A 25517-nucleotide genomic window follows, 5' to 3' on the forward strand; every position below is an offset into this window, starting at 1 on the left:
CATGCAAAGACGCGTCGTCATCACCGGTATCGGCGGGATTTGCGGGCTCGGCAACGATGCGCCTGCGATATGGGACGCCATGCGCGCCGGCCGCTCGGCCATCGGCCCCATCGACAATCCGTCGCTGCATGACCTCAAGGTCAAGACTGGTTGCCAAATCAAGCAATTGCCGGACCACGGCATCGACCGCAAGCAGGTCGTGTCGATGGACCGTTTCAGCCTGCTGGCGGTGATCGCGGCGCGCGAAGCCATGCGACAATCGGGCTTGACCGCGCATGCCGACAACACCTACCGGATGGGCGCAATCGTCGGCGTCGGCGTCGCGGGCTTCGAGACCATCGAGGAGAATTACCGCGCGATCCTGCTCGAAGGGCGCAACCGCGCCGCCATCTTCACCGTGCCGAAAGTCATGCCGGGCGCGGCCGCCGGCCAGGTCAGCATGAATCTCGGGCTGCGCGGCCCTGTTTTCGGCGCCACGTCGGCCTGCTCGTCCGCCAACCATGCGATTGCCTCGGCCGTCGACCAGATCAGGCTCGGTCGCGCCGACGTGATGGTCGCCGGCGGCACCGAAGCGCCGCTGGTGTGGGGCGTGCTGAAAGGCTGGGAAGCGCTGAGAGTGCTTTCGCCTGACACCTGCCGGCCGTTCTCGGCCGATCGTGCCGGCCTTGTGCTTGGCGAAGGCGCCGGGATGGCGGTGCTCGAAAGCTATGATCACGCGACGGCGCGCGGCGCCACCATTTTGGCCGAGATCGCCGGCGTCGGGCTTTCGGCCGACGCGTCCGACATCGTCGCGCCGACCGTCGAGGGACCGGAAGCGGCCATGCGTTTTTGCCTGGCGGATGCCGGGCTCAATCCGGAAGACGTCGACTATCTCAACGCGCATGGGACCGGCACCAAGGCCAACGACCAGATCGAGACCGCAGCGATCAAGCGTGTCTTCGGCGAGCATGCCCGTTCGCTTTCGGTGTCGTCGACCAAGTCGATGCATGCGCATTGCCTCGGCGCCTCGGGCGGGCTGGAGATGATCGCCTGCGTGATGGCGATCCGCGACGGCATCGTGCCGCCCACCGCTAACTATCGCGAGCCGGACCCGGAATGCGACCTCGACGTGACGCCGAACACGGCGCGCGAGCGCAAGGTACGCGCGGCGCTCAGCAACAGTTTCGCCTTCGGCGGAACCAACTCGGTGCTGGCCTTCAGGGAGGTCTGACCGAAGCCCTCCGGTTGACTGTATGTGCATGGATAGAACGGACCTCCCGTTTCCCGGGAACGGCGGACCGCCCTATCTCTTTGTTTTTACGCAATTCCGGTCGGAAGGTTACGGCGAAGACGCCGAACCTAACCGCTCACACTTTTCCTGGAATTGCTCTAGCCGCTTGTCGGTGTATTGATCGCGGTCGGCCACAGACCTAATTCTTGCCTCACCCGCCACAGGCGCCGCCCGGCGTCCGCTCCGGAGTTTCCGATGACCGACCTGTCCGCCTTTCCGATCGCCAAGCGCTGGCCGGCCAAGCAGCCCGAGCGCCTGCAGCTCTATTCCGCCACGACGCCCAATGGCGTGAAGGTCTCGATCGCGCTGGAGGAGATCGGCCTTCCCTATGAGCCGCATTATGTCGATATCGGCAAGAACGAGAGCTGGACGCCGGAGTTCCTGTCGCTCAACCCGAACGGCAAGATCCCGGCGATCGTCGACCCGGACGGTCCGGGCGGCAAGCCGATCGGCCTGTTCGAGTCCGGCGCCATCCTGCTCTATCTGGCGGACAAGACCGGCGAGCTCATTCCCGCCGATCCGGCGCGGCGCTACGAGGCGATCCAGTGGGTGTTCTTCCAGATGGCGGCGATCGGTCCGATCTTCGGGCAGGTCGGCTTCTTCCACAAATTCGCCGGGCGCGAGATTGCCGACAAGCGGCCGCTGGAGCGTTACCGCGACGAATCGCGGCGGTTGATCGGCGTGCTGGAAACGCGGCTGAAGGGCCGCAAGTGGATCATGGACGACGATTACACCATCGCGGACGTATCGATGCTGGGCTGGGTGCGCAATTTGATCGGCTTCTACGAGGCGCGCGAGCTGGTCGGCTTCGACGACTTCCCGACCGTCGCCGAGTGGCTGGAGCGCGGCCTGGCGCGCCCGGCGGTGAAGCGGGGGCTCGCCATTCCGGCGAAGGGCTGAGCCCTTACTTCGTCTTGGCGCTTGCGCCGCCGCGGCCAAACATGGACGCCGCCAGCCTCACGGTTGCCACGACCGCTCCGGTCGCGACGCTGGCCACGGTGCGGATCGGACCCGACTTCTTGACCGCGGGTCCCTTTGCGGGCTTGTGGTGCTTCGCGCTCTCGGCCGCGACCTTGTGAGCCGCGCCGGGCGTTACCCTCTTCGGCGCCGCCTTGCCGAAAGCCGGCTTGGCGTCCTTCGACCGCTCGGCGATCGCGGCGCCGGCCTTGGGCTGCGCCGTCCTGGATTGGTTGGCCCTGGCTTTCTTGGGCGCGGTTTTTCTGCTGTTGGTTGCCATCTGACAGCTCCTGCAATTTTCTTCTCAACTCCAGACGGAAAGCGGTGCGCGCTTTCCTGGAATTGCTCCGGCGCCGAACAATTCGGGATAGGGTCATAACGGCGCGAAAACCTTAAGGTTCCCGTTCAAAAATATTGAAAATTGAGCAGGTTAACCAATCATCAGGGTCATTGGTCAATGACGGGTCATTGACCAATGACCATGTCGGCAGGCCGGCGCCGCGCCAGCACCCGCTCGATGTTGGGCATATCGTTGGAGGCGATCCAGGCGCGGGCGTCCTCGTCGGACTTGCCGTGCTCGCGCCAGCGCTCCATCAGCCGGCGCTCGAGCTCGTTGCGCGGCACGTCGACGAAGATGGTGAAATCGAACAAAGCCGCCAGCCGCGACCACGGCTCCTCGTCGAGCAGCAGGTAGTTGCCCTCGACCAGGATGAACTTGGTGTCGGCGCCGATGATTTCGGCCGCCGCGCGCGACAGTTCGATGCTGCGGTCGAACACCGGGATGGCAATATCGGGCTCGCCGGAGCGGATGCGCTTCAGCAGCGTCTCGAAACCGGCGAAATCGAAGGTTTCCGGCGCGCCCTTGCGGGGACGCAGGCCGCGACGGTTGAGAATGATGTCGTCAAAGTGGAAGCCGTCCATCGGCACGATTTCCGAGCTGCCCTCAGGCAAAAGCTCATGCAAGGAAGCGGAGAGCGTCGACTTGCCGGCGCCTGGCGGACCGGCGATGGCGACGACGAAGCGCTTGGCCTTGCCGGCGCGCTTGAAGATGGCGGCGGTGATATGGGCGATCTCGGACATCGGCGCTTTCCGGTAAGGTTGCGGCCGGCATTTTGGCGGGTGTCGGTGGAAAATTCAAACCTGGTTCCGAAGTTTCGGCGGCCTAAGCCTTCGAGATTAGCCGGACGCCCTTCCCTTCGTCATCCGCGCTAGAATGACGGACTCTTAGAACGCGCTGCCCCTGAGCCCTTACGCCGGAACCGAACGGCCGATGCGCAGGAAGTCGCCGTCGAAAGGCACCTCCTTCGCCGCGCCGTTCGAAGCAAGGATGCGCAAGCGATCGGGCGCGGATTCGATGCTCGGCGCCTCGGTCTCCGCAAACGCCACCCCGCCGAGGATATGGCGGAAGGAGACGCTGCGCCCCTCGGCCAGCGCGAAGGCCGTCGCCACGCCTTCATGCTTCAGCCAGTTGTCGCCGAGCGAAGCGGCGTGGCCGATCGCGGTGCGGCCGTCCTCGATGCCGAGCACGCCGAGATGGCGGCCGCTCCAGGGCGCATAGTCGCGGCCGCCATTCGAGAACCACAGCATGGTCACCGGCAGTTCGGCCGGGTTCTTCAGCACCAGCACCAGGTCCTGCTCGGCGCGGCGGGCAATCGCGGTCCAGCCCGGGCCGCCGTGATCCGCCTCGACGAGCGTGATGAAATCCTCGCGCCTGTCTTCCATGCGATAGTCGGTGAGGTCGGTGGCGCCGCCGGCGGCCAGCGGAAACTGCTTGGGGTCGGTGGCGCGGGCCGGATAGGCCAGCATGAAGCGGCCGCGCGCCGGATCGGGCTCGAGCGGTGTGGGAGGCGTCACCGCCACGCGTTTCGGCGAGAAGGCCAGCCGGCCGCCGCCTTGCATCACCGTCATCGGATGATGGGCGACGGAAATCGCACCCGAGCCGCCGGAAAAGATGTGCTCCTGGTAGAGGAAAGGATGGCCGTCGCGCAGCGTCAAGACCTTGTCGACGGCCGCGCCCATCACCTTGCGGCGCAGCCGGAAGACGGCGCGCCAGCCGCCGGCAATGGGACTGTTCTCGACCACGTCCCACTCGCTGTTGGCCGGCCAGCCATGCAGGGGTGCGACCTCGACATCGCTGGCGGAGAAGGGCGCGCAGAGGAAATCGCCGGAGAGCCGCACTGTGCCTTCGGGGAGATTTGCAGGCAGGCTCTCGCGCGGCGAGCCGACCCAGGGCGCGCGATGCAGCGGCTTCAGAACGCGGCCATCGGCCTCGATCTCCATGGCGGCGATGTGGCCGACGGCAAGGTCGAGCGAGACGGAAATGCCCTTTGCGCCGATCGTGACCGTGTCCATGCATGCCTCCCGCGAATCTTTGCGCAAGAAAAGCCTGTCCGAGGGAGGGCGCGCAAGCGGGGCGACCGGCATTTTGCATCAAGGTGCGGCAGGGGCCGCCAAGTTGTGGCCGCAGGCGCTGCCCCTCATTGCCCTGCCGGGCCTTTCTCCCCGTATAGTGACGGGGAGAAAGGGGCTGGCCGCCATGGCTGCGCCCTTTCTGCAACGCTGGCGATTGGCGAAATCGGCGATGACCGTGCTCCTCTCCCCGTCGCTATACGGGGAGAGGATGCCGGCAGGCAGGTGAGGGGCAGCGCCGAACCTCCGGAAGCAAAGAAAGCATACTCACACCTCCCGAAAACCTGGGCAAATGCGTTACTATCGCCGTTAACCAGTTGGACGCGGCACATAGGTTACGTTAGCTTCGCCGCGTCTCAGCAACAGTTTTAGAAACGTCTTGCCCCGTCCTCTCGCCTTCCTCCAGAAACTCATCGCCGTCTTGGCATTGCTCGCGCTGGTCGCCGGCTGCACGACGGCAGCGCCGCCGGAAAGCGTGCTTGCCGTGCCGGCGCAGCCGCAGAAATATGCGGCGATCGTGGTCGACGCCTCGAGCGGCAAGACCTTGTTCGAGGTCAATTCGAGGGCGCAGCGCTATCCCGCCTCGCTGACCAAGATGATGACGCTCTACATGCTGTTCGAGGCGCTGGAGAGCGGCCGCGTCACCAAGCAGACGCGCATCCCGGTTTCCGACCATGCCGCCTCGCAGCCGCCGACCAAGCTGCGCTTCCGGCGCGGCGAGACGATCGACGTCGATTCCGCCATCCGCGCCATGGTGGTGAAGTCGGCAAACGACGTGGCGGTGGCGGTGGGCGAATATCTGGGCGGCGGCTCGGAGGACCAGTTCGCGGCGATGATGACCGCCAAGGCCCGCTCGCTCGGCATGACCGGCACCAATTTCCGCAATGCCTGCGGCCTGCCCGACGACGGCCAGGTGACCACGGCGCGAGACATGGCGGTGCTGGGCATGGCGCTGGAAAAGCGCTTCCCGCAGCATTTCCACTATTTCTCCGAAAGCGACTTCATGTTCCGCGGCCGCCTGGTGCGCGGCCACAACGACATGCTGGGACGGGTGCGCGGTGTCGACGGCATCAAGACCGGCTACATCCGCGCCTCCGGCTACAACATCGTCACCTCCTACAATGCCGACGGGCGGCACCTGATCGTGGTGGTGATGGGCGCCGACTCGGCGCGCCAGCGCAACGACCATGTCGAGGCGCTGATCCAGCGCAGCCTCGGGCCGGCGACCGCCAACGCCGGCCAACCCAGGCTGATGTATTCCGGGCAGCAGCCGGCCTCGGCGCCGCCCGGCACGATGCCGCCGGACTCGGCTTTGCCAGGGTTGCGGCCGCCAGGTTCCGCGGCGCCCGCGTCGACGCCGCCGGGCCAGCTGGCATCCGATTTTCCGTCGCCGGATCTGGCATCGCCCGGCGCGCCGCTGCTGCCGACGCAGTAGGCGGCGGGGCGAACCAGAAGGCCTGAGACGCCGGCGGGACAGCGCCCCCCCTCTGGCCTGCCGGCCATCTCCCCCACAAGGGGGGAGATCAGATGTCACGCCTGCTTTCGCCAATCGCGAACGCTGCAGGAATGAGCGGGGCGCCGAAACCGCCAATCTCCCCCCTTGTGGGGGAGATGTCCGGCAGGACAGAGGGGGGCGCGAAGGATCGCTGCCTGCCCCGCCTTTCGCTGGCGCAAGGGTCTGTCGAGATTCAGGTCAGGCCGCGCCGAGAATGATGGTTTCCGAGAACCGGACCGGAGCGTACTTGAAGTACGTGAGCACCGGAAGAGCAGGAAATCATCGTTCGCAGGCCGGCCTCACCTGAATATCGGCGGACCCTATCGAACCACCAGCACCGGGATCGTCGTCAGCGACACCACCTCCGCCGTCTGGCTGCCCAGCACCAGGCGGCCGATGCCGCGGCGGCCATGCGAGGCCATGACGATGAGGTCGCTGCCTTCCGCGCCGGCGACCTCGAGGATCGCCTCGGCGGGGGTGCGGTTCTCGATATGCAAGGTCTTCGCGCTGACGCCCTTCGCCTCTGCCTCGGCCTTGCATTTGTCGAGCAGCTCACTTGCATATTTGCGCGCGCTTCCCTCGTAATTGACCAGCTCGTCGGCGGCGACATAGCCCGCCATGGCGCCGCCCCAGGCAAGCGCCGGGAACGGCTCAGAGACGGTGACGAAGGCCACGGTGGCGCCGAGGCCCTTGGCCAGCTCCAGCCCGTGGGCGACGCCCTTCTGGGCGAGTTCGGAGCCGTCGGTGGCGATCAGGATTTTCTTGTACATGGTGGCGATCCCTCAAATTGCGGGGCGCCGCGCGCGCCCCAGGTGGCGGGAGCCTGAACGGTAAGGCCTGATTTCGATATAGTCAGCCTATGAGGCCCGCCACAGGGCCCAGTTGGATGTGGATCAAGGCCAGGCGGCGGAGACGATTGCTCCAGGGTTAGGCGCGAAATCGCCGGCGGCGCTCCCCTCTCCGTCTCGGCTTCGCCGAGCCACCTCTCCCCGCTCCGCGGGGCGAGGAACCCAAGCTTGCGAGGTCGCGCCCTCGGCGATTGGCGTTTCCTCGCCCCCGCAAAGCGGGGGAGAGGTGGATCGGCGCGCAGCGCCGAGACGGAGCGGGGGCTGCGCCGACCCATGCAATTGCCTCAGCAGCCCGCCCGTCCCATCACAAGAACTTGTTTCGTCACACACTTTTCACACTGACCATGGATATGCCGCGCCGGCTTGGCGTATCGTGGCGCAAAGCCTCGAACAGGAGCATCGACCATGGCAGGCGACCCGAAGGCATCCGCGCAAATCCAGGCCGACAATGAGAACGACGTCGCCGGCGAGTATCTCGAGGCGGAAACCGTACCGGAGGATGCGCAGGCAGCCGCCGACGAGATCCTCGAAGCGCCGGAAGTGCCGGATTCCGAGCCGCACCCTGAACCGCATGTTCCGGGCACCACCAGGGTCAAGCCGAAGAAGAAGCCCTCGGCGATATCGGGGCGCAAATTCCGCAAGCGCGACCTGGTGCGCGTCGACGATCTGAGGCCCAGCCTTGCCGACCGCATCCGCTCCGACCATCCCGACCTGCCGCGCGGCGCCCGCATCAGCCGCGAGGAGCTCGCCCGCTACCGCATGCGCTACATGGAGGAATTGCTGCAGCAGGAGCATGGCGAATTCTCCGAGCTCGACCGCCAGGTGGTGGAATCGATCGCCAGGCAGGACACGATCTCGGAGAACTCCGAAGAGGAGTTCGAGGAGCACCGCTCCTTCGCCGACCGCGTCTCCGACTCGATGGCCGAGTTCGGGGGCAGCTGGTGGTTCCTGATCTCGTTCGCCGGCATCCTCTTGGTGTGGATCGGCCTCAACCTCGTGGAAGGCGAGGCGAAGGCCTTCGACCCCTACCCGTTCATCCTGCTCAACCTTCTCTTATCCTGCATCGCCGCCATACAGGCGCCGGTGATCATGATGAGCCAGAAGCGCCAGGAAGCCAAAGACCGGCTGCGCTCCTTCAACGACTACCGGGTGAACCTGAAGGCCGAGCTCGAAGTGCGGCACCTGCACGAAAAGCTCGACTATTTGATCTCGCGCCAATGGCAGCGCCTGGCCGAAATGCAGCAGATGCAGCTTGATGCGATGCACGAGCTGACCGCGGCGAAAAAGGTGAAGCGCGCGACAAGGGCGGTGCGGCGGAAGACGGCGAAGGTGGGAGCGGAGGGCTAGTTCCTCGCCCCACGCAGTGGGGAGAGGTGGCTCGGCGAAGCCGAGACGGAGAGGGGAGCGCCCTATTCGACAGCCCATCCGTCAGACAATCGCCCCACCAGCCCCCGCACAATCGCCAATTGCCCGTTGAAGCGTGCTGCGGCTTCCGCTAAGAAGCCGTGGCTGGCCGGCTCACCGGCCGGTTCGTTTTCCGGTTCCCCGGGAAGCACCCGTAGCTCAGCTGGATAGAGCGCTGCCCTCCGAAGGCAGAGGTCACAAGTTCGAATCTTGTCGGGTGCGCCAATGATAGCCGCGTCGGCCGAATGGGGGTAGGGCATACGCCCTTGGATAAACACTAGTCTAGAGCGTGTTTGACCTTAAAGGGTTGCTTTCAACCTGCCCTATACCTTTACAACCAACTCGTACGACCTGACTAACATCCGCTCGAGCTGACACAGTAAGAAAGCTGCTGGGCAGCTCGCGCATGGCAATCTGCTTTCTGCTGCCCACTATAGTTATTTTCGCACGCCTGAGAATCTAGGTCGTAATTTCTTGCACAGTTCTCTTTGACGTCATTGCAATCCGCCATGGCAATTGCGGAATAACACATTGCCGCTGAGAAGACGATTATACCGATGCGCGCGATTTTCATTGCCACACCTCCCTATTTTATGAGAGTATGCTAAACTAATATTTAAAGAAAGGCAAGGGTGGGCAAGCGCGCGAGTGGATCGTGCCTCAAGAGTTCCGTTTTTAGGCATTGGCGGAGGCAAGACATGGACGAACAAGACAAATTCGCGATTTGGATCGCGGCATCGACGCTGCGTAGCGGCAATCGCGAGATAGATGCTCTCGCGCTGGATGACATTGCACAACAAGTGCGAGGGAGCGGCGACCTCGAGAGAGAGTTGGCAGCCATGCGGCAGTTCGATCGAAGGGGCGGCGATTTCGGTGCCGAGATCGTTGGCGCAGTTGTAATCCCGATCCTGATTGAAGCGGGCAAACAGCTTTGGGCAGCGTATCTGAAGAAGTTGACAGACAAGGCCGCTGGCCAGTTGGCGGACGTTACTGCGGACGAGGTTAAGGCCCTCGTGAGGGGGCGATGGTCGAGGGTCGACGAGAGCGCTAGAGCCGATTTTGAGACTTTTCTACGAGCTGAGGCCGTCAGGCAAGGCCTTTCCGAAGCGCAAACGGAGGGCCTATTAGCTGCGCTGCACCAGCCCGGTATGCCAAGTGAGATCGCGAAAGCCTGAAGCGCAAGATTGCGCGGCGGAAGACACCGCTGCTCATGCTTTGGTCGAAGCATGTTCGATCGAGATCGCCGCGCAAAAAGTGCTTCTTTGGGTCGTGGTTCTGCCGACCGCTATTGTCATACTACCCGCGACAGTAATCGCTCTTGCGCTCTACTTAACCGTGCATCTGATCGGAGCCATTTCGACCAACCTGCATTGGATTGGCGAATGGGCAGAGGAGCACTGGTGGAGCCAGTTGGTCGCGAGCGGCATTATTTCTTTGGCGGTCGGCTGGGTGCCCTCCATTCTAAGTCGCAATCCATCACTTGTCAGAGGTGAGCGCCGCCTGCGTGCACTAACTGGTCAGGCAGGAGGTGCGTTAGCTAGCATCGTATCAGACCTGTGGCAGCTGTTGCCCAGGGCGGCTGCCCAACCTCCTCCGACCGTAATGTGGTTTGCCAACTTCAATGTGATGGCCAGCGCCAATGACCGCAGCAATTTCAAGGAAATCCATGTAAGTTCAGCACTTTGGGAGCGTGCGATACGACGCGACCCTATAGCAATTGGGATACTCGCACATGAAATGGCGCATCTCGTCTTTCATGACGGACCACGTCTACGTTCCATAGAAGGTTTTGTAGCAACTGCACATCGAGCCCTAGGTGCCGCGAAAATCAGTGTGCTTTTGCCTGCGGCGATGGCTGGAATCGCAGCTGTCGTAAATTACACGACACTTTTCGATCTAGTTTGCTATGAGGTTGCCGTAGTCGCATTTGCGGCGCTCGTATTGCTTGTCCCAATTTTCGCCGATGTCATCGTTCGACGCAGCGCCGCGCTAATCACAGCGCTCATCGAGATTCGCGCAGATGCATGCGCCGGCCTTTGGACCGATGGACTTGCCGGGTTCGCCCGTTCGCTTTCGGCGGATTCCAGCGTCAAACCGTCTTCTCCAGCTGACATTCGACACTCTGTCCTTTCGCCAGATTTGACGCATATCTCCAATTCCGAGCGTATTGCCCTGTTGAGCGACACCCAAAGATTGGCTACTCCTAAGCTCCGATATTTCGCCTTGTCGCTTGCATTGCCATTCCTCCTTCCATTGAACCCTTTGACCCCATTACAAGGGGGCGGGATGCTAGACTACATACTTGTAGCAGCGGTCGTTGTGGTCGCCCATTTTACGGCGATTGCAATGATTGTCTCTGGAGCGCCTGCACTGTCAGCCTCGGTTTCATGGCGCACGACGAGCACGTTGGGCGCGTTCCTCTGCGTCGCAATAATTCTCCCACAGGTTAATCTTTATCAGTTCGGGTATCTTCTAAGTCATCTCGCTGCTGGACTCGTGTCACCGGGAGGCTTTGGCACCGATGCCTTAACTTGGGAGACCATGTTGAGCGACATTGAGATCTCGATCATAGGGCTTTTGGATGATTTTCTTAAAGCAACCGGCGGGGGCCTAATATTTGTTGCTATGATTTGTTCCACCGTCTGCCTAAGAGTATTGTCTTCTCGGACCCGGCAGATCATTTCGGTATTACCTCGAAAAATACCGAAATCCCTTTGGATTGGCCCGGCTTCTTTAGCAAGCATTGCTACACTTGCGTCGATCTATGACAAGTGGCGATCCCCGACCTTCTTTCCGTTCAATCTAGCTGCGGTCTGGTTCGAAGCAACGATCTCTATGCCTTGGGTTCGCCTCTGCACCCCCGAGTTAGTGGGGGTAATCATTTTCGCCCTGGAGATCGCCTGCCTGAAAGTGTCGGCATCACGCGCCCGCCAGGTCGACCTTTAGTACGCTTTGGACGCTACAAACCCAGATCAAGCTGAGAGCGGCTCGGCTATTCTTACCAAACGCTGCTCTTGGATAACTTCGTGAAGACCACCCCCTCACCCCAGCACCTCCCCTATCGCCGCCGCCAGCCGCTCCACGCCGTCCCGCGTCTGCGCCGCATCACACGCCGCGTAGCCCAGCACCAGCCCCTGCGTCGGCGCCGTGTTCTGGAAATATTTCGACAGCGGCGAGACGTTGATCGCCCTCTTTGCCGCCGCCTGGCTGACCTTGATGTCGTCGATGCCTTCCTTGAGATAGCCTACCACCTGGATGCCGGCTTCGACGGGGGAGAGGGTGATCTCGTCGCGCAGGCGCTCGCTGACAATGTCGCGGAAAAGCTGGCGGCGCTGGGCGTAGATGCGGCGCATGCGCTTCAGGTGCCGGCTCATATGGCCTTCGGTGATGAAATCGGCGAGCGCGGCCTGCAGGAGCAGCGGCGCGAACTGGCCGGTGGTGGAGAGCGCGTTGACGATGCGGCCGGCGAGCTCCGGCGGCAGCACCATGAAACCGAGGCGCAGCGCCGGGAACAGCAGCTTGGCGAATGTGCCGACATAGATGACGCGGCCGGAGCGATCCATGGTCTGGATCGCCGGCACGGGGCGGCCCTGGAAACGGTATTCGCCATCGAAATCGTCCTCGATCACCCAGGAATTCGCGGTCTCGGCGATGTCGAGCAGGCGCAGCCGCTCCTCCATGCGCATGGTGATGCCGAGCGGATGCTGGCAGGCCGGCGTCACATAGATGAGGCGGGGCAACGGGTCCGGCGGGTCTAGGCGCCAGCCGCGCTCCTGGTCGACCGCAATCGGCAGGATCCTTGCGCCGGCCACGGTGAAGGCGGCCTTGGCGCCGTAATAGCCGGGCTCCTCCATCCACACCGTGTCGCCGGGGTCGAGCAGAAGGCGCGCCAGAAGATCGAAGGCGGCCTGCGCGCCGGTGGTGACGACGATCTGCTCCGGCCGGCAGCGCACGCCGCGGGCGGAGAAGAGATACCCGGCGATCGCCTCCTTCAGCGCCGGATGGCCGGTGACGTCATAGGTGCCGAACAGCGTCTCGCCGCCATGGCTGGCGCGGCGCGCGACCAGCCGGCCCCAGACGCCGAAGGGAAAGCTCTGCGCATCCGGCATGCCGGGGTGGAAGGCGACATGCCCCGGCCGGCCGTGATGATAGGGCTGGCTGAGCAGCTGCTGGCCACGCAGCGAGGGTGATCGCAGCGGCGCGGGCGGTTCCTCGGCCGGTGTTTCGCGCGGGCCTTCGGGCAGGTCGACGATGACCGGGCGGGCGCCCTGGCGGTTGGCGAGATAGCCTTCGGTGACAAGCTGGTCGTAGGCGGCGACGATGGTGTTGCGCCCAAGGCCGAGCTCGGCGGCCAAGGCGCGGGTGGAGGGAAGCTCCGAGCCGGGAGGAAGCGCGCGGCTGCGGATGATGGCGACGAGGCCGTCATAGAGCTGGCGCGACAGATGCTCGGGGCTCGAGCGGTTCACGGCGAGCATGTCGAGCGGGAAGGGCTGCGGTTTGGGGTGTGGGCGCATGGGTTATCTCGCGCCGTGGGTGCTACCGCGTGTGGACCTTCCAGGCCGAGTTCCTTCGCGCCCCCCTCTGCCCTGCCGGGCATCTCCCCCACGAGGGGGGAGATTGGCAGCTTCGCCGCCTCGCTCTTTCCTGCGGAGCTTGTTATTGGCGAAAGCCGGCGTGACATCGATCTCCCCCCTCGTGGGGGAGATGCCCGGTAGGGCAGAGGGGGGCGCTGTCCCGCCGGCGATCGACATTTGCTGACCTACGTTCTTTCTTCCCCCATCCTGCCACACCCGTCTCCCCGCACAAACTGGTTCCTTCATTTTCCCGAAAACTGGCCCTCGCGAGGGAGACAGAGCGGGGTAGACTTCCACCACTGACGTTGGGGCAAGACGTCGACAGGACATGTGAGGCACGGCGCTGGGAGGGCGTCCGGCCGAACGAAACGGGCAGGGCTTTCGCCCCGCCAGCAATCGCAGCCATCTCCTCCCGAGACCATGAACCCCGCAGCCATCCGGCTGCGGGGTGGAAAGCGAGCAATGACGACCGTTCGACTTGGCATCAACCCGATCACCTGGACCAATGACGACGTGCCGGAGCTGGGCGGCGACACGCCGCTCGAGACCTGCCTGAGCGAAACCGCCGAAGCCGGCTATGCCGGCACCGAGCTTGGCGGCAAGTTTCCGCGCGACAGCCGTGCGCTTCGGCCGATCCTCGACCATTACGGGCTGGCGCTGGTCTCCGGCTGGTATGACGGGCGCATCTGCGAGAAGGAGGTGGACGAGGAGTTCGAGGCGATCCGGCCGCATCTGACGCTGCTCAAGGACCTCGGCGCCAGGCGTGTCGTCTATGCCGACACCTCGCGCGGCCGGCATGGCGCCATCCATGACCCGATCTCGCAGCGGCCGAAGCTGATGGACGGCGAATGGAAAGTCTATGGCGAAAAGATTACCCGGCTCGCCGAGCGTTTTGTCGATTTCGGGGTCGGCATGGCCTTCCATCATCACATGGGCACGATCGTCGAGACCGACGAGGAGATCGACCGGCTGATGCAGACCACCGGCGAGGCGGTCGGCCTGCTCTACGACACCGGGCACTGCGCCTTTTCCGGCGGCGACCCGGAGCAGTTGCTGCGCCGGCATGTGAGCCGTGTCGTGCATGTGCATTGCAAGGATGTGCGCCCGGCCATCTTGAAGAAGGCGCGCGACACCGACATGAGCTTCATGGGCGCGGTGATGGAAGGCATCTTCACCGTGCCGGGCGACGGTGCGATTGACTATGAGACGCTCTTAAAGATCCTCGCCGACCAGGGCTATTCCGGCTGGCTGGTGGTGGAGGCCGAGCAGGATCCGGCCAAGGCGCACCCCTTGACCTATGCGACCCTGGGCTACCGCAATCTGAAGAGGCTCGCCCAAGGCGCGGGCTTCTATGTGCATGAGCGCGCCAAGGAGGTCCGCCATGCCGGCTGAACGCAAGGTCGTCATCAACATCGACGATGTCGGCATGTGCCGTGGCGCCAATGTCGCCTATCTGAAGCTGAAACGCGCCGGCGCGGTGGACAGCGGCTCGGTGATGGTGCCCTGCCCGTGGTTCCTCGAAATCGCGGAGGCGGGAGCCGCAGACGCTTCGCTCAATCTTGGCGTCCACATCACGCTCACTTCGGAGAAGAAATACTATCGCTGGCGGCCGCTGACCAAGGCGAGCCAGGCGTCGGGCATCGTCGATAGCGACGGCTATCTGTTCCGCTCGGTGCGGGAATTGCGCGCCAAGGGCGAGCCGGACGCGGTGGAGGCCGAGATGCGGGCGCAGATCGACGCGGCCTTGGCCGCAGGGCTGTCGCTCACGCATATTGACGGGCATATGGGCGCGGTGTTCTCGCCGGAATTCGTCGACCGCTACGCTTCGGTCGGCATCGACTACGGCCTGCCGACTTTGTTTCCGAAAAGCATTTCGGTCTACGGACCGATCCACAATCTGGGTCCGCTGGACGACAGCGTCTTCTCCGCACCGGGCAAGCGGCTGGAGCAGGCCGGCCAAACGCTGGCAAGCGCGGTTCTGGAGACGCCCTGGCATCGCAACCAGCCGGCCCGGGCGCGCTACGAGGCGCTGTTCGGTGATATCGGCGAAGGGCTCAACTTTCTTTGCCTGCATGCCAATGCGCCGGGCGAGATCGAGGTGATCGAGCCGAAGTCGGCGCAGATCCGCATCGACGAATTCGACCTGCTTGCTGACCCGGATTTCATGGCCTTTGTGGAGGGATTGTCTATCCGCCGCGGCTCGCTCCAGGATTTTCGAGCATGATCCCGAACCGAAGGTCAGCGGAAGCAAAAAGTGGAAACCGGTTTTTGCTTCGCTGACCTACGGTTCGGAAAAGATCATGCTCCAAACAGGAATCATGACGAAGGGCCTGACCGGGAGGGTCGAGGCCGAGACTTGAGACGACAACGATAACTTGAGGAGAACCACTATGAGTGCCTTATTCTCGATGTCCGGAATGCGAAATCTGCTTGGCGCGGCGGCGCTCTCGCTCGCCTTTGCCGGCGCCGGCATCCTGCCCGCGCCGGCCCAGGTGAAGAAGGAAAGCGATGTGCGCATCGTCTTCGTCACCCACGGCCAGGCCAACGACGTCTATTGGAGCGTGGTGAAGAACGGCATGCAGGCCGCCGCCAAGCAGCTCGGCGTCAAGGTCGAATATCAGGCGCCGGAGACCTTCGATGTGGTGCGCATGGCGCGCATGATCGAGGCGGCGACGGCGTCCAAGCCCGACGGACTGGTCGTCTCCATTCCCGACATGGATGCGCTGAAGGCACCGGTGGAAGCGGCGAAGGCCGCCGGCATTCCGGTGGTGGTCATCGACAGCGGCGAGGAAGCGGTGGAGCCCTGGGGCCTCGATCTCTTCGTCGGCGGCGGCTCGGAATATGACAATGGCGTCAAGGCCGGCGAGATCATGGCCAAGGCCGGCGTCAAGAAGGGCATCTGCATCAACCACGAGGTCGGCAATGTCAGCCTCGACAAGCGCTGCGAAGGCTATAATGACGGGCTGAAGAAGAGCGGCGGCTCCTCCGACGTGGTCGCGGCCACCATGGACCCGACCGACGTGACGCGCCGCGTCGAAGGCTATCTCACCGCGCATCCGGATGTCACCGGCGTGCTGACGCTCGGCCCGACGGTCGCCGCGCCCCTGCTCAAGATGTTCGAGGATGCCGGCACGATCGGCAATTACAAGATCGGCACCTTCGACCTGTCGCCCGAGATCCTCGATGCCGTCAGCAAAGGCACGATGATGTTCGGCATCGACAACCAGCAATATATGATGGGCTATTATCCCGTCGTCTTCCTGACCAACAAGGCGATGTACAAGACCTTCCCGACAGCCGCCGTGCGCACCGGGCCGTCCTTCATCATGAAGGATGACGCGGCCGCCGTGCGCGATCTCAGCAAGGCCGGCATCCGCTGATGCTATAATGGCCCGCCAGCGCTCTAAGACAGAGCACCGGCGGGCCCTTGTTGGACAAGAAATCCGGACGGAAGCCAGGGCGAAGCCGCCTCACCTGCCGCCTCGGATTTTGCTCAGGTGCCCTGGACGCTTATTGGGATGACGATCGTGACCGATGCCCTGAACCCGGCTCACCCGCCCGAGCCGAAACCCGTTTCGCGACGCCTGGTGCGCCTGATGCGGCGGCCGGAGCTCGGCGCCATCACCGGCACCATCATCGTCTTCCTCGCCTTCGGCATCACCGCCGGCAATAGCGGCCTGTTCTCGATGGCCGGCATCGCCAATTTCCTGCAGGTCTCGGCGCAGCTCGGCATACTGGCCGCGGCGGTCGCGCTGTTGATGATCGGCGGCGAGTTCGACCTGTCGCTGGGATCCATGATCGGATTCGCCAGCGTCACGATCGGGCTTTGCGTCACCCAGTTCGGACTTTCGATCTCCGTTGCGGTGGCGATCGCCTTCGTCATCGCCATTATCGTCGGCGCGCTCAACGGCATCCTTGTGGTGCGAACGAGGCTGCCGTCCTTCATCGTCACGCTGGCAGGCCTGTTCATCCTGCGCGGACTGACGCTCGCCATCACCCGCACGGTCACCGGGCGCACGCAGATACCCTATATCACCGACGGCCAGGAGGGCAGCTTCGTGGTCTGGCTGTTCGGCGGCAAGTTCGGCGCGCCGGTCTTCGCCTGGCTCGCCTCGCACGGCTTGATCGCCGCCCGCCCCGACGGCTCGCCCATGGTGCAGGGCCTGTCGATGTCAATCCTGTGGTGGGTTGCGGTGACCGCCTTCGCCACTTGGCTGCTGATCAAGACGCGCTTCGGCAATTGGGTGTTCGCTGTCGGTGGCGACGACCGGGCCGCGCGCAATGTCGGCGTGCCGGTCGACCGGGTGAAGATCCTGCTGTTCATCGGCACGGCGCTTTCGGCGACACTGTTCGCCGTCATCCAGGTGCTGGAAGCCGGCTCCGCCGACACGCTGCGCGGCACGCAGAAGGAATTCCAGGCGATCATCGCCGCGGTGATCGGCGGCTGCCTGCTCACCGGCGGCTACGGCTCGGCGATCGGCGCCATGTTCGGCGCGCTGATCTTTGGCACGGTGGAGATGGGCATCTTCTACACCGGCATCGACACCGACTGGTTCCAGGTGTTCCTCGGCTCGATGCTGCTGATTGCCGTGCTGGTCAACAATTACGTGCGCCGCAAGGCGACGGAGGCACGCTGATGGCCGATCCGGTTCCGCTGATCGAACTGCGCAACGTCACCCGCCGCTTCGGCTCGGTGACGGCGCTGCGCGACATGTCCTTTGCCGCGCATGCCGGCGAGGTGCATTGCCTGCTCGGCGACAATGGCGCCGGCAAGTCGACGCTGATCAAGACGCTGTCGGGCGTGCACACGCCGAGCGAAGGCCAGATGTATGTCGACGGCCGGCCGGTGACCTTCACCTCGCCGCGCCAGGCGCTCGACGCCGGCATCGCCACGGTCTTCCAAGACCTGTCGATGATCCCGCTGATGAGCATCACCCGCAATTTCTTCCTTGGACGCGAGCCGGTGAAGGGCGCCTGGGTCACAAAGCGCATCGACATGAAAAAAGCCGACGCCATCGTCTATGAGGAGCTCGGCAAGATCGGCATCAATGTGCGCGACCCGCAGCAGGCGGTGGGCACGCTTTCCGGCGGCGAGCGGCAATGCGTGGCGATCGCCCGCGCCGTCTATCACGGCGCCCGGGTGCTGATCCTCGACGAGCCGACCTCGGCGCTCGGCGTGCACCAGGCCTCGATCGTGCTGCGCTATGTGGCGCAGGCGCGAGCCCGCGGGCTCGCAGTCATCTTCATCACCCACAATATCCACCACGCCTATCCGATCGGCGATGTCTTCACCATGCTCAACCGCGGCCGCTCGCTCGGCACGTTCCGCAAGGGCGACATCACCGAAAAAGAGGTGCTGGACATGATGGCCGGCGGCCGCGAGATCCGCGAATTGCAGCAGGAGTTGGAGCGCTTCACCAAGCCGGGTTCCGGCGCGGAAGCAGTCATCTCCTGAAAGACTGAAAAGAGAGAAAAATGATCGACGCCGCATTGTTCGGCGCCGGGCTGATCGGCTCGGTGCATGCGAAAAATCTTGCCCGGCATCCGGGCGTTCGCCTGCGCTATGTCGTCGATCCGCGCCGCGACGCGGCCGAGCGGATCGCCGCTGCGACGGGCGCCGAGATCGCCGATACCGCGACGGTGATGAAAGACCCGTCGATCAAGGCCGTGCTGATCGCGTCCGCCACGCGCACACATGCCGATCTGATCATCGAGGCCGCGGCCAAAGGCAAGGCGATCTTTTGCGAGAAGCCGATCGATCTCGACATCGCCCGCACGGACGAATGCCTGGCGGCTGTCGAGAAGGCCGGCGTGGCGCTGCAGATCGGCTTCAACCGGCGCTTCGATCCGTCCTTCGCCACTGTCAAGAAGAGGATCGACGCCGGCGAGATCGGCGCGGTCGAGCAGGTGATCATCACCAGCCGCGACCCGGAACCGGAAACCGAGGAAGCGCTGGCGGGCGGCGGCGGCGTGTTCCGCGAGATGACGATCCACGATTTCGACATGGCGCGCTTTTTGTTGGGCGAGGAGCCGGTCGAGCTCTTCGCCACCGGCTCCTCGCTGGTGCTGCCCTACTATGCGAAGCTGGGCGATTACGACACGGCGATGTTCATCCTGCGCACGGCATCCGGCAGGCAATGCCACATCAACAACAGCGTGCGCGCCGTCTATGGCTACGACCAGCGCATCGAGGTGCATGGCTCGAGGGGCATGCTGCAGGCCGGCAATCGCACGCCGACTTCGGTGAGCCTCAGCGGCGAGAGCGGGATCGCCACTGAGCGGCCGCTCTATTTCTTCGTCGAGCGCTATGCCGAATCCTACGAGGCCGAGCTCGACCATTTCATCCAGGCGCTCGCCGCGGGGTGCAGGCCGGCGGTCGGCGCCGCCGATGGCCGCAAGGCGATGATCCTGTGCGAGGCTGCCCTTGCCTCCGCCAAGTCCGGCCGCTTCGAGCCGGTCCGGTTCTGAGGTGTTGCCTGCCCTATCTCACGTCTATCCAGCGCTGCTCCTGGAAGGAGCGCGCCATGGCATGCACGGTGCGCTCGATCTCCAGCCCCTCGTCGAAATCGATGACGCGGGCCGGCTTGCCGGCGATGCGCATCAGGAGCTCGCGGCACTCGATCATCTTGAGGTCGTTGAAGCCGAGGCCATGGCCGGGCGCCGGCAGGAAGGAATCGTAGGGCTTGTGGTGCGGCGCGACCAGGATGGTGCGGTAGCCCTGCTCGGTCGGCCGGTCGGCGGTGAGGTAAAGCTGGAACTCGTTCATCCGCTCCTGGTCGTAGAGGATCGAGCCCTTGGAGCCGAAGATCTGGATTGCGATGCGACCCTTGCGGCCCCAGGCCGAGCGGTTGACCAGGAGCGTGCCGGCGACACCGTTTTCGAGATGCATCAAGACGCTGGCGATGTCGTAGGTCTCGACCGCGCGGCGGTCGCCGGAAGCGGTCTTGCGGTCGGCATAGGGTTTGACCATGTCGCACATGACGCGGGACACACGGCCGAACAGTGCCTTGATCAGCGACAACGGGTGGACGGCGAAATCGTCGAGCGCGCCATAGCCGGACGAAGCCTCGTGCTTCCAGAAGAACAGCGCCTCCGGGTCGGCCATGAAATCCTCGTCCATCTCGATGCGCAAGAGGTTGACGTCGCCGATGATCTTTTCCTCGAGCAGCGCGCCGATATGGCGGATGGCAGGATTCTGGATGTAATTGTAGCCGAGCACGGCGGCCTTGCCGGATTTTCTCGCAGCCTTCGCCATCGCCTCGGCCTCGGCGAAGCTCGGCGCCATCGGCTTCTCGCACCACAGATGCTTGCCGGCCTCGAGGATGGCGATCGCCATCTCGGGATGGAACTGGTTGGGCGTGGTCAGCGAGATAACGTCGACGTCGGGATCGTTGACCACGGCGCGCCAATCGCCGGAGCCTTTTGCGAAGCCGAACTCGCCGGACTTGCGCCGGGCAAGCTCGTCATTCACCTCGCCCAGATGCACCAGTTTCGGCTTGTCGACATCTGGAAAGACGGTGCCCACCGCGTTCCAGGCGATGGCGTGGCACTTGCCCATGAAGCCCGTGCCGATGAGGCCCACTCCGACCATGTCGATTGTCTCCGAGATTCGGGAAATAGCGATATGGATGAATTAGTCCATTTTGGCTGCGAATGGAACATACAAATCATTTTTATGGTGTTCTTGCGCGAACTCGCTATGATGAGGCAGGAGAGGGACAAAGCATATGCGCGCGGACGGAGCGACGATGGACGAACGGCTGCCTCGTGATTTCGAAACGCTGCGCGCGACGATCCTGGACCGGCGCGCGAGCCTGCCGAAGCGCATCGCGCAAATCGCCGCCTATGCGCTCGACAATCCCGACGACATCGCCTTCGGAACGGCGGCGAGCATTGCCGCTTCGGCCGGCGTGCAGCCCTCGACGTTGATCCGCTTCGCCCAGCAACTCGGCTTCGACGGCTTCACCAGCCTGCAACAGGTTTTCCGCGAGCGCCTGCGTGAGCGCAATTCCTCCTATGACGAGCGGCTGGCGGCGCTGCGCGCCAAGGCCGAGGAAGGCGGCGGCCATCGGGCTATCTTCGACGGCTTCGTCGCCGCCGCCAGCACCTCGCTGGGAGACATTTCGCGCTCGCTCAACGATGCGCATTTCGAGGAGGCTGTGGCGCTTTTGGCGAAGGCCGAGACCATCTATGTGCTGGCCAAGCGCCGGTCCTATCCGGTCGCGTCCTACATCGCCTATGCGCTGGGCAAGCTCAAGATCCGCAACCAGCTGGTGGAATCGGCCGCGGGGCTCAACGCCGAGATGATCGGCTTCGCCACGCCGCGCGACGCCGTCATCGCCATCAGCTTTTCGCCTTACGCGCCGGCGACCATCGAGGAGACGCGCTCGATCGCCGAGCAAGGGGTGCCGATCGTGGCGATCACCGACTCGTCCTTCTCGCCGCTGGCGCAATTCGCCAAGGTCTGGTTCGAGGTCGCCGAGGCCGATTTCGGTGGCTTCCGCTCAATCTCGGCGACGATGGCGCTGGCAATGGCGCTGACCGTCGCCGTGGGTGAGAAGCGCCGCGAAGCTGGGCGGCGGCGCAAGGGCTGAGCCTCGCCGAGAAGCGCTTTTCGGCTTGGGAACGCTCATTCCATATTGACTGTAGATTGGAATTAATATTTCATATTGACGACACCACGCCATCGCCGGCGCGCGCTGTCCAAAACGACGCTGCTCTGCACAACAAGGCCGATGGGAGGTTCGAATGGGCGAAGCCGTGGAAGGGAAATACCCGCCGCTCGACGTCATCACCATCGGCCGCGCTTCGGTCGATCTCTACGGCCAGCAGATCGGCTCGCGGCTGGAGGACATCACCTCTTTCGCCAAGTCGGTCGGCGGCTGCCCGGCCAATATTTCCGTCGGCACGGCAAGGCTCGGCCTGCGCTCGGCGCTTCTCACCCGGGTCGGCGACGAGCAGATGGGCCGCTTCATCCGCGAACAGCTTCGGCGCGAAGGCGTCTCGGTCGACGGACTGAAGACCGACAAGGAACGGCTGACTGCGCTGGTCTTACTTTCGGTCGAGAGCGAAGGCGTCTCGCCGATGATCTTTTACCGCTCCGACTGCGCGGATATGGCGCTGGCCGAAGAGGATATCGACGAGGCCTTCATCGCTTCGGCCCGCTCGGTGGTCGTTACCGGCACGCATTTCTCGCGGCCCAATTCCGATGCCGCGCAGCGCAAGGCGATCCGACTGATGAAGGCCAAGGGCGGCAAGGTGGTGTTCGATATCGACTATCGCCCGAACCTCTGGGGCCTTGCCGGCCATGCCGAGGGTTTCGAGCGCTATGTCAAATCCGACCGCGTCTCGGCACAGCTGAAGACGGTGCTGCCGGACTGCGATCTCATCGTCGGCACCGAGGAAGAGATCATGATCGCTTCGGGCGCCGACGATTGCCTGAGCGCGCTGAAGACGATCCGCGGGATTTCTTCGGCGACCATCGTGCTGAAGCGCGGCGCCAAGGGCTGCATCGTCTATGACGGGCCAATCAGCGACGATCTCGAGGACGGCATCGTCGGCAGGGGTTTTCCGATCGAGATCTACAATGTGCTCGGCGCCGGCGACGCCTTCATGTCCGGTTTCCTGCGCGGCTGGCTGGGCGGCGAAAGCTTTGCCACCGCCGCGACCTGGGCCAATGCCTGCGGCGCCTTCGCCGTGTCGCGCCTGCTCTGCGCGCCGGAATATCCGACCTTCGAGGAGCTGCAGTTCTTCCTGAAGCAGGGCAGCAAGCACCTGGCGCTGCGCAAGGACGAGGCGATCAACCACATTCATTGGGCGACGACGCGCAGGCGCGACATTCCCTCGCTGATGGCTTTAGCCTGCGACCATCGCGTCCAGCTCGAAGACGTTGCCGCCAAGGTCGGCGGCGATATTGCGCGCATCCCCGATTTCAAGGTGCTGACCGTCAAAGCGGCGGCAAAGGTCGCCGCCGGCCGCGACGGCTACGGCATGCTGATCGACGAGAAATATGGCCGCGACGCGATGTTCGAATTCGCCCGCCATCCCTTCGCCTGGCTCGGCCGGCCGGTCGAATTGCCAGGGTCGCGGCCGCTGCGCTTCGAATTCTCACAGGATATCGGCTCGCAGCTCGCCGAATGGCCGGTCGACCACTGCATCAAATGCCTGTGCTTCTATCATCCGGACGACCCGGAAGCGCTGAAGAGCGAGCAGCAGCAGAAGCTGCGGGCGCTGTTCGAGGCGGCGCGGAAAGTCGGCCGGGAGCTGCTGGTCGAGATCATCGCCGGCAAGCACGGCAAGCTCGACGACACCACCATTCCGCGCGCGCTGGAAGAGCTCTATGCGCTGGGCATCAAGCCGGACTGGTGGAAGCTCGAGCCGCAGGCTTCCGCAGGCGCCTGGGCAAAGATCGAACAGGTGATCGTCAGGAACGATCCGTGGTGCCGCGGCGTCGTGCTGCTCGGGCTGGAGGCGCCGCAGGACGAGCTGGTGGCGGCCTTCGCGGCAACCGCCAACGCGCCGATCGTCAAGGGATTTGCCGTCGGTCGCACCATCTTCGTCAACGCCGCCGAACAATGGTTGGCCGGCCGAATGTCGGATGACGAGGCGGTGGCCGACATGGCGGCGCGTTTCGAGCAGCTGACCGAGGCGTGGCTTGCCGCGCGCGGCCGCAAGGCCGCATAACAAGACCGGCGAAGGATTGCGGAGGAAACACCATGAGCAAGACAATCCGCCTGACCATGGCGCAGGCGCTGACCCGCTTTCTCAGCCGGCAAATGACCGAGATCGACGGCAAGACGGTGCCGATCTTCGGCGGCGTCTGGGCGATCTTCGGCCATGGCAATGTCGCCGGCATCGGCGAGGCGCTCTACCAGGTCCGCGACGAATTGCCGACTTTCCGCGCCCATAACGAGCAAGCGATGGCGCATGCGGCGATCGCCTATGGCAAGGCCAATTTTCGCCGCCGCTTCATGGCCGCGACTTCTTCGATCGGCCCCGGCGCGCTGAACATGGTGACGGCGGCGGCACTCGCGCATGTGAACCGGTTGCCCGCCCTGTTCTTGCCGGGCGATGTCTTCGCCAACCGGCTGCCCGATCCCGTGCTGCAGCAGGCCGAGGACTTCTCCGACGGCACGGCGAGCGTCAACGACTGCTTCCGCCCTGTGTCGCGCTATTTCGACCGCATCGCGCGCCCGGAGCAGATCATCCCGGCGCTCAACCGCGCCATGCAGGTGCTGACCGATCCCGCCGAATGCGGCCCGGTGACGCTTTCACTGTGCCAGGACGTGCAGGCCGAGGCCTATGATTATCCCGAAAGCCTGTTTGCCGAGCGCGTCTGGACGCCGCGCCGGCTGCGCCCGGACCGCAATGAGCTGGCCGCGGCCGTCGCGGCACTGAAGAATGCCAAGAAGCCGCTGGTGATCGCCGGCGGCGGCGTCCTCTACTCGCAGGCTTCCGGCGAACTGGCGAAACTGGTGCAGGGCGCCGGCATTCCGGTCTGCGAAACGCAGGGCGGCAAATCCTCGCTGCCCGACGATCATCCGCTCAACATGGCCGCCGTCGGCGTCACCGGCACCTCCGCCGCCAACCGGCTGGCTGAGGAGGCGGACGTCGTGCTTGCCGTCGGCACCAGGCTGCAGGACTTCACCACCGGCTCCTGGGCGCTGTTCAAGAATGCCGGCCGCACCATCATCGGGCTCAATACCCAGGTCTTCGACGCAGGCAAGCACTGGGCGCTGCCGCTGGTCGCAGATGCGGCCGAAGGACTTTCCGAACTGGGTGCCGCGCTGAAGGGCTGGAAGGCGCCGAGCGCCTGGACCGACAATGCGCTGAAGGGCAAGACGGAGTGGCAGGCCGCCGCCGCCAAGGTAACGGCCTCGACCAACGCAGCCTATCCGTCCGACGCGCAGGTGATCGGCGCGGTCCAGCGCGCGATGGGCTCGGGCGTCACCTTGCTGCATGCCGCGGGCGGGCTGCCCGGCGAATTGCACAAGCTCTGGCAGGCGGGCGCGCCGGGCTCCTACCATGCTGAATACGGCTTCTCGACCATGGGCTACGAGATCGCCGGGGGCCTCGGCGTGAAGATGGCGAAGCCCGACCAGGAGGTAGTCGTCATGGTCGGCGACGGCTCCTATTTGATGCTCAATTCCGAGATCGCCACCTCGGTGATGCTTGGCCTAAAGCTCACTATCGTGCTCCTCGACAATCGGGGCTTCGGCTGCATCAACCGGCTGCAGATGGCGACCGGCGGCGCCAACTTCAACAATCTGCTCAAGGACGCGCGCCACGAGGTGATGCCCGATGTCGACTTCGCCGCGCATGCGGCAAGCTTAGGTGCCGTCGCCGAGAAGGTGGCGTCGATCGCCGAACTGGAAACGGCGTTGGCCAAGGCGAAGAAGAACGACAAGACCACCGTGCTGGTCATTGACACCGACCCGCTCGTCTCGACCGAGGCCGGCGGCCATTGGTGGGATGTCGCCGTGCCGGAGGTCTCGTCGAGGCCGCAGGTCAATGCCGCGCGCAAGAAATATGAGGAAGCCGTGGGCAGCCGCCAGGGCTGA

At 64.2% G+C, this 25517-nt stretch carries 21 protein-coding genes and 1 tRNA gene; 16 read left to right on the forward strand and 6 right to left on the reverse strand.

Annotated elements, in window-relative coordinates; genetic code table 11:
• Position 1 precedes the first annotated feature (1 nt).
• Both P9273_RS24590 and P9273_RS24595 read left to right on the forward strand, forming a co-directional pair.
• Positions 2 to 1210 (forward strand): beta-ketoacyl-[acyl-carrier-protein] synthase family protein, encoded by a 1209-nt coding sequence (locus P9273_RS24590; RefSeq protein WP_278051071.1) that lies wholly within the window; start codon positions 2 to 4, stop codon positions 1208 to 1210.
• A gap of 255 nt (positions 1211 to 1465) precedes the next feature.
• On the forward strand, positions 1466 to 2170 hold the full coding sequence (locus P9273_RS24595) for a glutathione S-transferase family protein (protein ID WP_278051072.1): 705 nt from the start codon (positions 1466 to 1468) through the stop codon (positions 2168 to 2170).
• A 4-nt stretch (positions 2171 to 2174) separates the two neighbouring features.
• Here the strand turns inward: P9273_RS24595 and P9273_RS24600 are convergent, their stop codons facing one another.
• The 3 genes from P9273_RS24600 to P9273_RS24610 form a co-directional block, all read right to left on the reverse strand.
• Positions 2175 to 2507 (reverse strand): hypothetical protein, encoded by a 333-nt coding sequence (locus P9273_RS24600; RefSeq protein WP_278051073.1) that lies wholly within the window; start codon positions 2505 to 2507, stop codon positions 2175 to 2177.
• Between the two features lie 185 nt (positions 2508 to 2692).
• A complete protein-coding gene (locus P9273_RS24605) occupies positions 2693 to 3307 on the reverse strand; it encodes a nucleoside triphosphate hydrolase (RefSeq protein WP_278051074.1) in 615 nt (204 codons plus the stop codon).
• Between the two features lie 168 nt (positions 3308 to 3475).
• Positions 3476 to 4579 (reverse strand): hypothetical protein, encoded by a 1104-nt coding sequence (locus P9273_RS24610; protein WP_278051075.1) that lies wholly within the window; start codon positions 4577 to 4579, stop codon positions 3476 to 3478.
• A gap of 436 nt (positions 4580 to 5015) precedes the next feature.
• On the opposite strand from P9273_RS24610, the gene P9273_RS24615 reads away from it, so the two are divergent.
• Positions 5016 to 6071 (forward strand): D-alanyl-D-alanine carboxypeptidase family protein, encoded by a 1056-nt coding sequence (locus P9273_RS24615; RefSeq protein WP_278051076.1) that lies wholly within the window; start codon positions 5016 to 5018, stop codon positions 6069 to 6071.
• A 380-nt stretch (positions 6072 to 6451) separates the two neighbouring features.
• Here P9273_RS24615 and P9273_RS24620 read toward each other — a convergent pair whose 3' ends face one another.
• On the reverse strand, positions 6452 to 6901 hold the full coding sequence (locus P9273_RS24620; RefSeq protein WP_278051077.1) for a universal stress protein: 450 nt from the start codon (positions 6899 to 6901) through the stop codon (positions 6452 to 6454).
• A gap of 483 nt (positions 6902 to 7384) precedes the next feature.
• Here P9273_RS24620 and P9273_RS24625 point away from each other — a divergent pair, with 483 nt between their 5' ends.
• The 4 genes from P9273_RS24625 to P9273_RS24640 all read left to right on the forward strand — a co-directional run bounded on the left by P9273_RS24625 (position 7385) and on the right by P9273_RS24640 (position 11329).
• Positions 7385 to 8326, forward strand: a complete 942-nt coding sequence (locus tag P9273_RS24625; protein WP_278051078.1) for a DUF1003 domain-containing protein — start codon at positions 7385 to 7387, stop codon at positions 8324 to 8326.
• A gap of 205 nt (positions 8327 to 8531) precedes the next feature.
• Positions 8532 to 8608: transfer RNA gene (locus P9273_RS24630), tRNA-Arg, on the forward strand.
• 473 nt (positions 8609 to 9081) lie between these two features.
• The gene (locus P9273_RS24635) at positions 9082 to 9558 is read left to right on the forward strand and encodes a hypothetical protein (protein WP_278051079.1); all 477 of its coding nucleotides are present in this window, start codon (positions 9082 to 9084) and stop codon (positions 9556 to 9558) included.
• Entirely contained in the window at positions 9539 to 11329 is a 1791-nt protein-coding gene (locus P9273_RS24640) for a hypothetical protein (RefSeq protein ID WP_278051080.1), read from the forward strand. The genes P9273_RS24635 and P9273_RS24640 overlap by 20 nt, the downstream gene beginning before the upstream one ends.
• A gap of 95 nt (positions 11330 to 11424) precedes the next feature.
• On the opposite strand, the gene mocR is transcribed toward P9273_RS24640, so the two are convergent.
• Positions 11425 to 12897, reverse strand: a complete 1473-nt coding sequence (gene mocR / locus P9273_RS24645; RefSeq protein ID WP_278051081.1) for a rhizopine catabolism transcriptional regulator MocR — start codon at positions 12895 to 12897, stop codon at positions 11425 to 11427.
• A 522-nt stretch (positions 12898 to 13419) separates the two neighbouring features.
• Between mocR and iolE the strand changes: the two genes are divergently transcribed.
• The 6 genes from iolE to iolG all read left to right on the forward strand — a co-directional run bounded on the left by iolE (position 13420) and on the right by iolG (position 19425).
• A complete protein-coding gene (gene iolE / locus P9273_RS24650; protein WP_278051082.1) occupies positions 13420 to 14349 on the forward strand; it encodes a myo-inosose-2 dehydratase in 930 nt (309 codons plus the stop codon).
• Positions 14339 to 15181, forward strand: coding sequence for a polysaccharide deacetylase family protein (locus P9273_RS24655; protein ID WP_278051083.1), 843 nt, complete (start codon positions 14339 to 14341; stop codon positions 15179 to 15181). The genes iolE and P9273_RS24655 overlap by 11 nt, the downstream gene beginning before the upstream one ends.
• 166 nt (positions 15182 to 15347) lie before the next feature.
• Positions 15348 to 16337 carry a rhizopine catabolism ABC transporter substrate-binding protein gene (locus tag P9273_RS24660; RefSeq protein ID WP_278051084.1) on the forward strand — a complete coding sequence of 330 codons (990 nt, stop codon included), beginning with the start codon at positions 15348 to 15350 and terminating at the stop codon, positions 16335 to 16337.
• Between the two features lie 138 nt (positions 16338 to 16475).
• On the forward strand, positions 16476 to 17594 hold the full coding sequence (locus tag P9273_RS24665) for an ABC transporter permease (RefSeq protein ID WP_442920255.1): 1119 nt from the start codon (positions 16476 to 16478) through the stop codon (positions 17592 to 17594).
• Positions 17594 to 18412, forward strand: a complete 819-nt coding sequence (locus P9273_RS24670; protein ID WP_040999990.1) for an ATP-binding cassette domain-containing protein — start codon at positions 17594 to 17596, stop codon at positions 18410 to 18412. Before P9273_RS24665 ends, P9273_RS24670 begins: the two co-directional genes overlap by 1 nt.
• Before the next feature lie 20 nt (positions 18413 to 18432).
• The gene (gene iolG / locus P9273_RS24675; protein ID WP_278051086.1) at positions 18433 to 19425 is read left to right on the forward strand and encodes an inositol 2-dehydrogenase; all 993 of its coding nucleotides are present in this window, start codon (positions 18433 to 18435) and stop codon (positions 19423 to 19425) included.
• Between the two features lie 13 nt (positions 19426 to 19438).
• On the opposite strand, the gene P9273_RS24680 is transcribed toward iolG, so the two are convergent.
• On the reverse strand, positions 19439 to 20548 hold the full coding sequence (locus P9273_RS24680) for a Gfo/Idh/MocA family protein (RefSeq protein ID WP_278051087.1): 1110 nt from the start codon (positions 20546 to 20548) through the stop codon (positions 19439 to 19441).
• A gap of 157 nt (positions 20549 to 20705) precedes the next feature.
• Between P9273_RS24680 and P9273_RS24685 the strand changes: the two genes are divergently transcribed.
• The 3 genes from P9273_RS24685 to iolD all read left to right on the forward strand — a co-directional run bounded on the left by P9273_RS24685 (position 20706) and on the right by iolD (position 25517).
• Positions 20706 to 21551, forward strand: a complete 846-nt coding sequence (locus tag P9273_RS24685) for a MurR/RpiR family transcriptional regulator (RefSeq protein ID WP_278051196.1) — start codon at positions 20706 to 20708, stop codon at positions 21549 to 21551.
• Positions 21552 to 21705: 154 nt separating this feature from the next.
• On the forward strand, positions 21706 to 23640 hold the full coding sequence (locus P9273_RS24690) for a bifunctional 5-dehydro-2-deoxygluconokinase/5-dehydro-2-deoxyphosphogluconate aldolase (RefSeq protein WP_278051088.1): 1935 nt from the start codon (positions 21706 to 21708) through the stop codon (positions 23638 to 23640).
• 32 nt (positions 23641 to 23672) lie between these two features.
• On the forward strand, positions 23673 to 25517 hold the full coding sequence (gene iolD / locus P9273_RS24695) for a 3D-(3,5/4)-trihydroxycyclohexane-1,2-dione acylhydrolase (decyclizing) (protein WP_278051089.1): 1845 nt from the start codon (positions 23673 to 23675) through the stop codon (positions 25515 to 25517).

Source organism: Mesorhizobium sp. WSM4935 (genome assembly GCF_029625735.1).
Classification (GTDB): domain Bacteria; phylum Pseudomonadota; class Alphaproteobacteria; order Rhizobiales; family Rhizobiaceae; genus Mesorhizobium.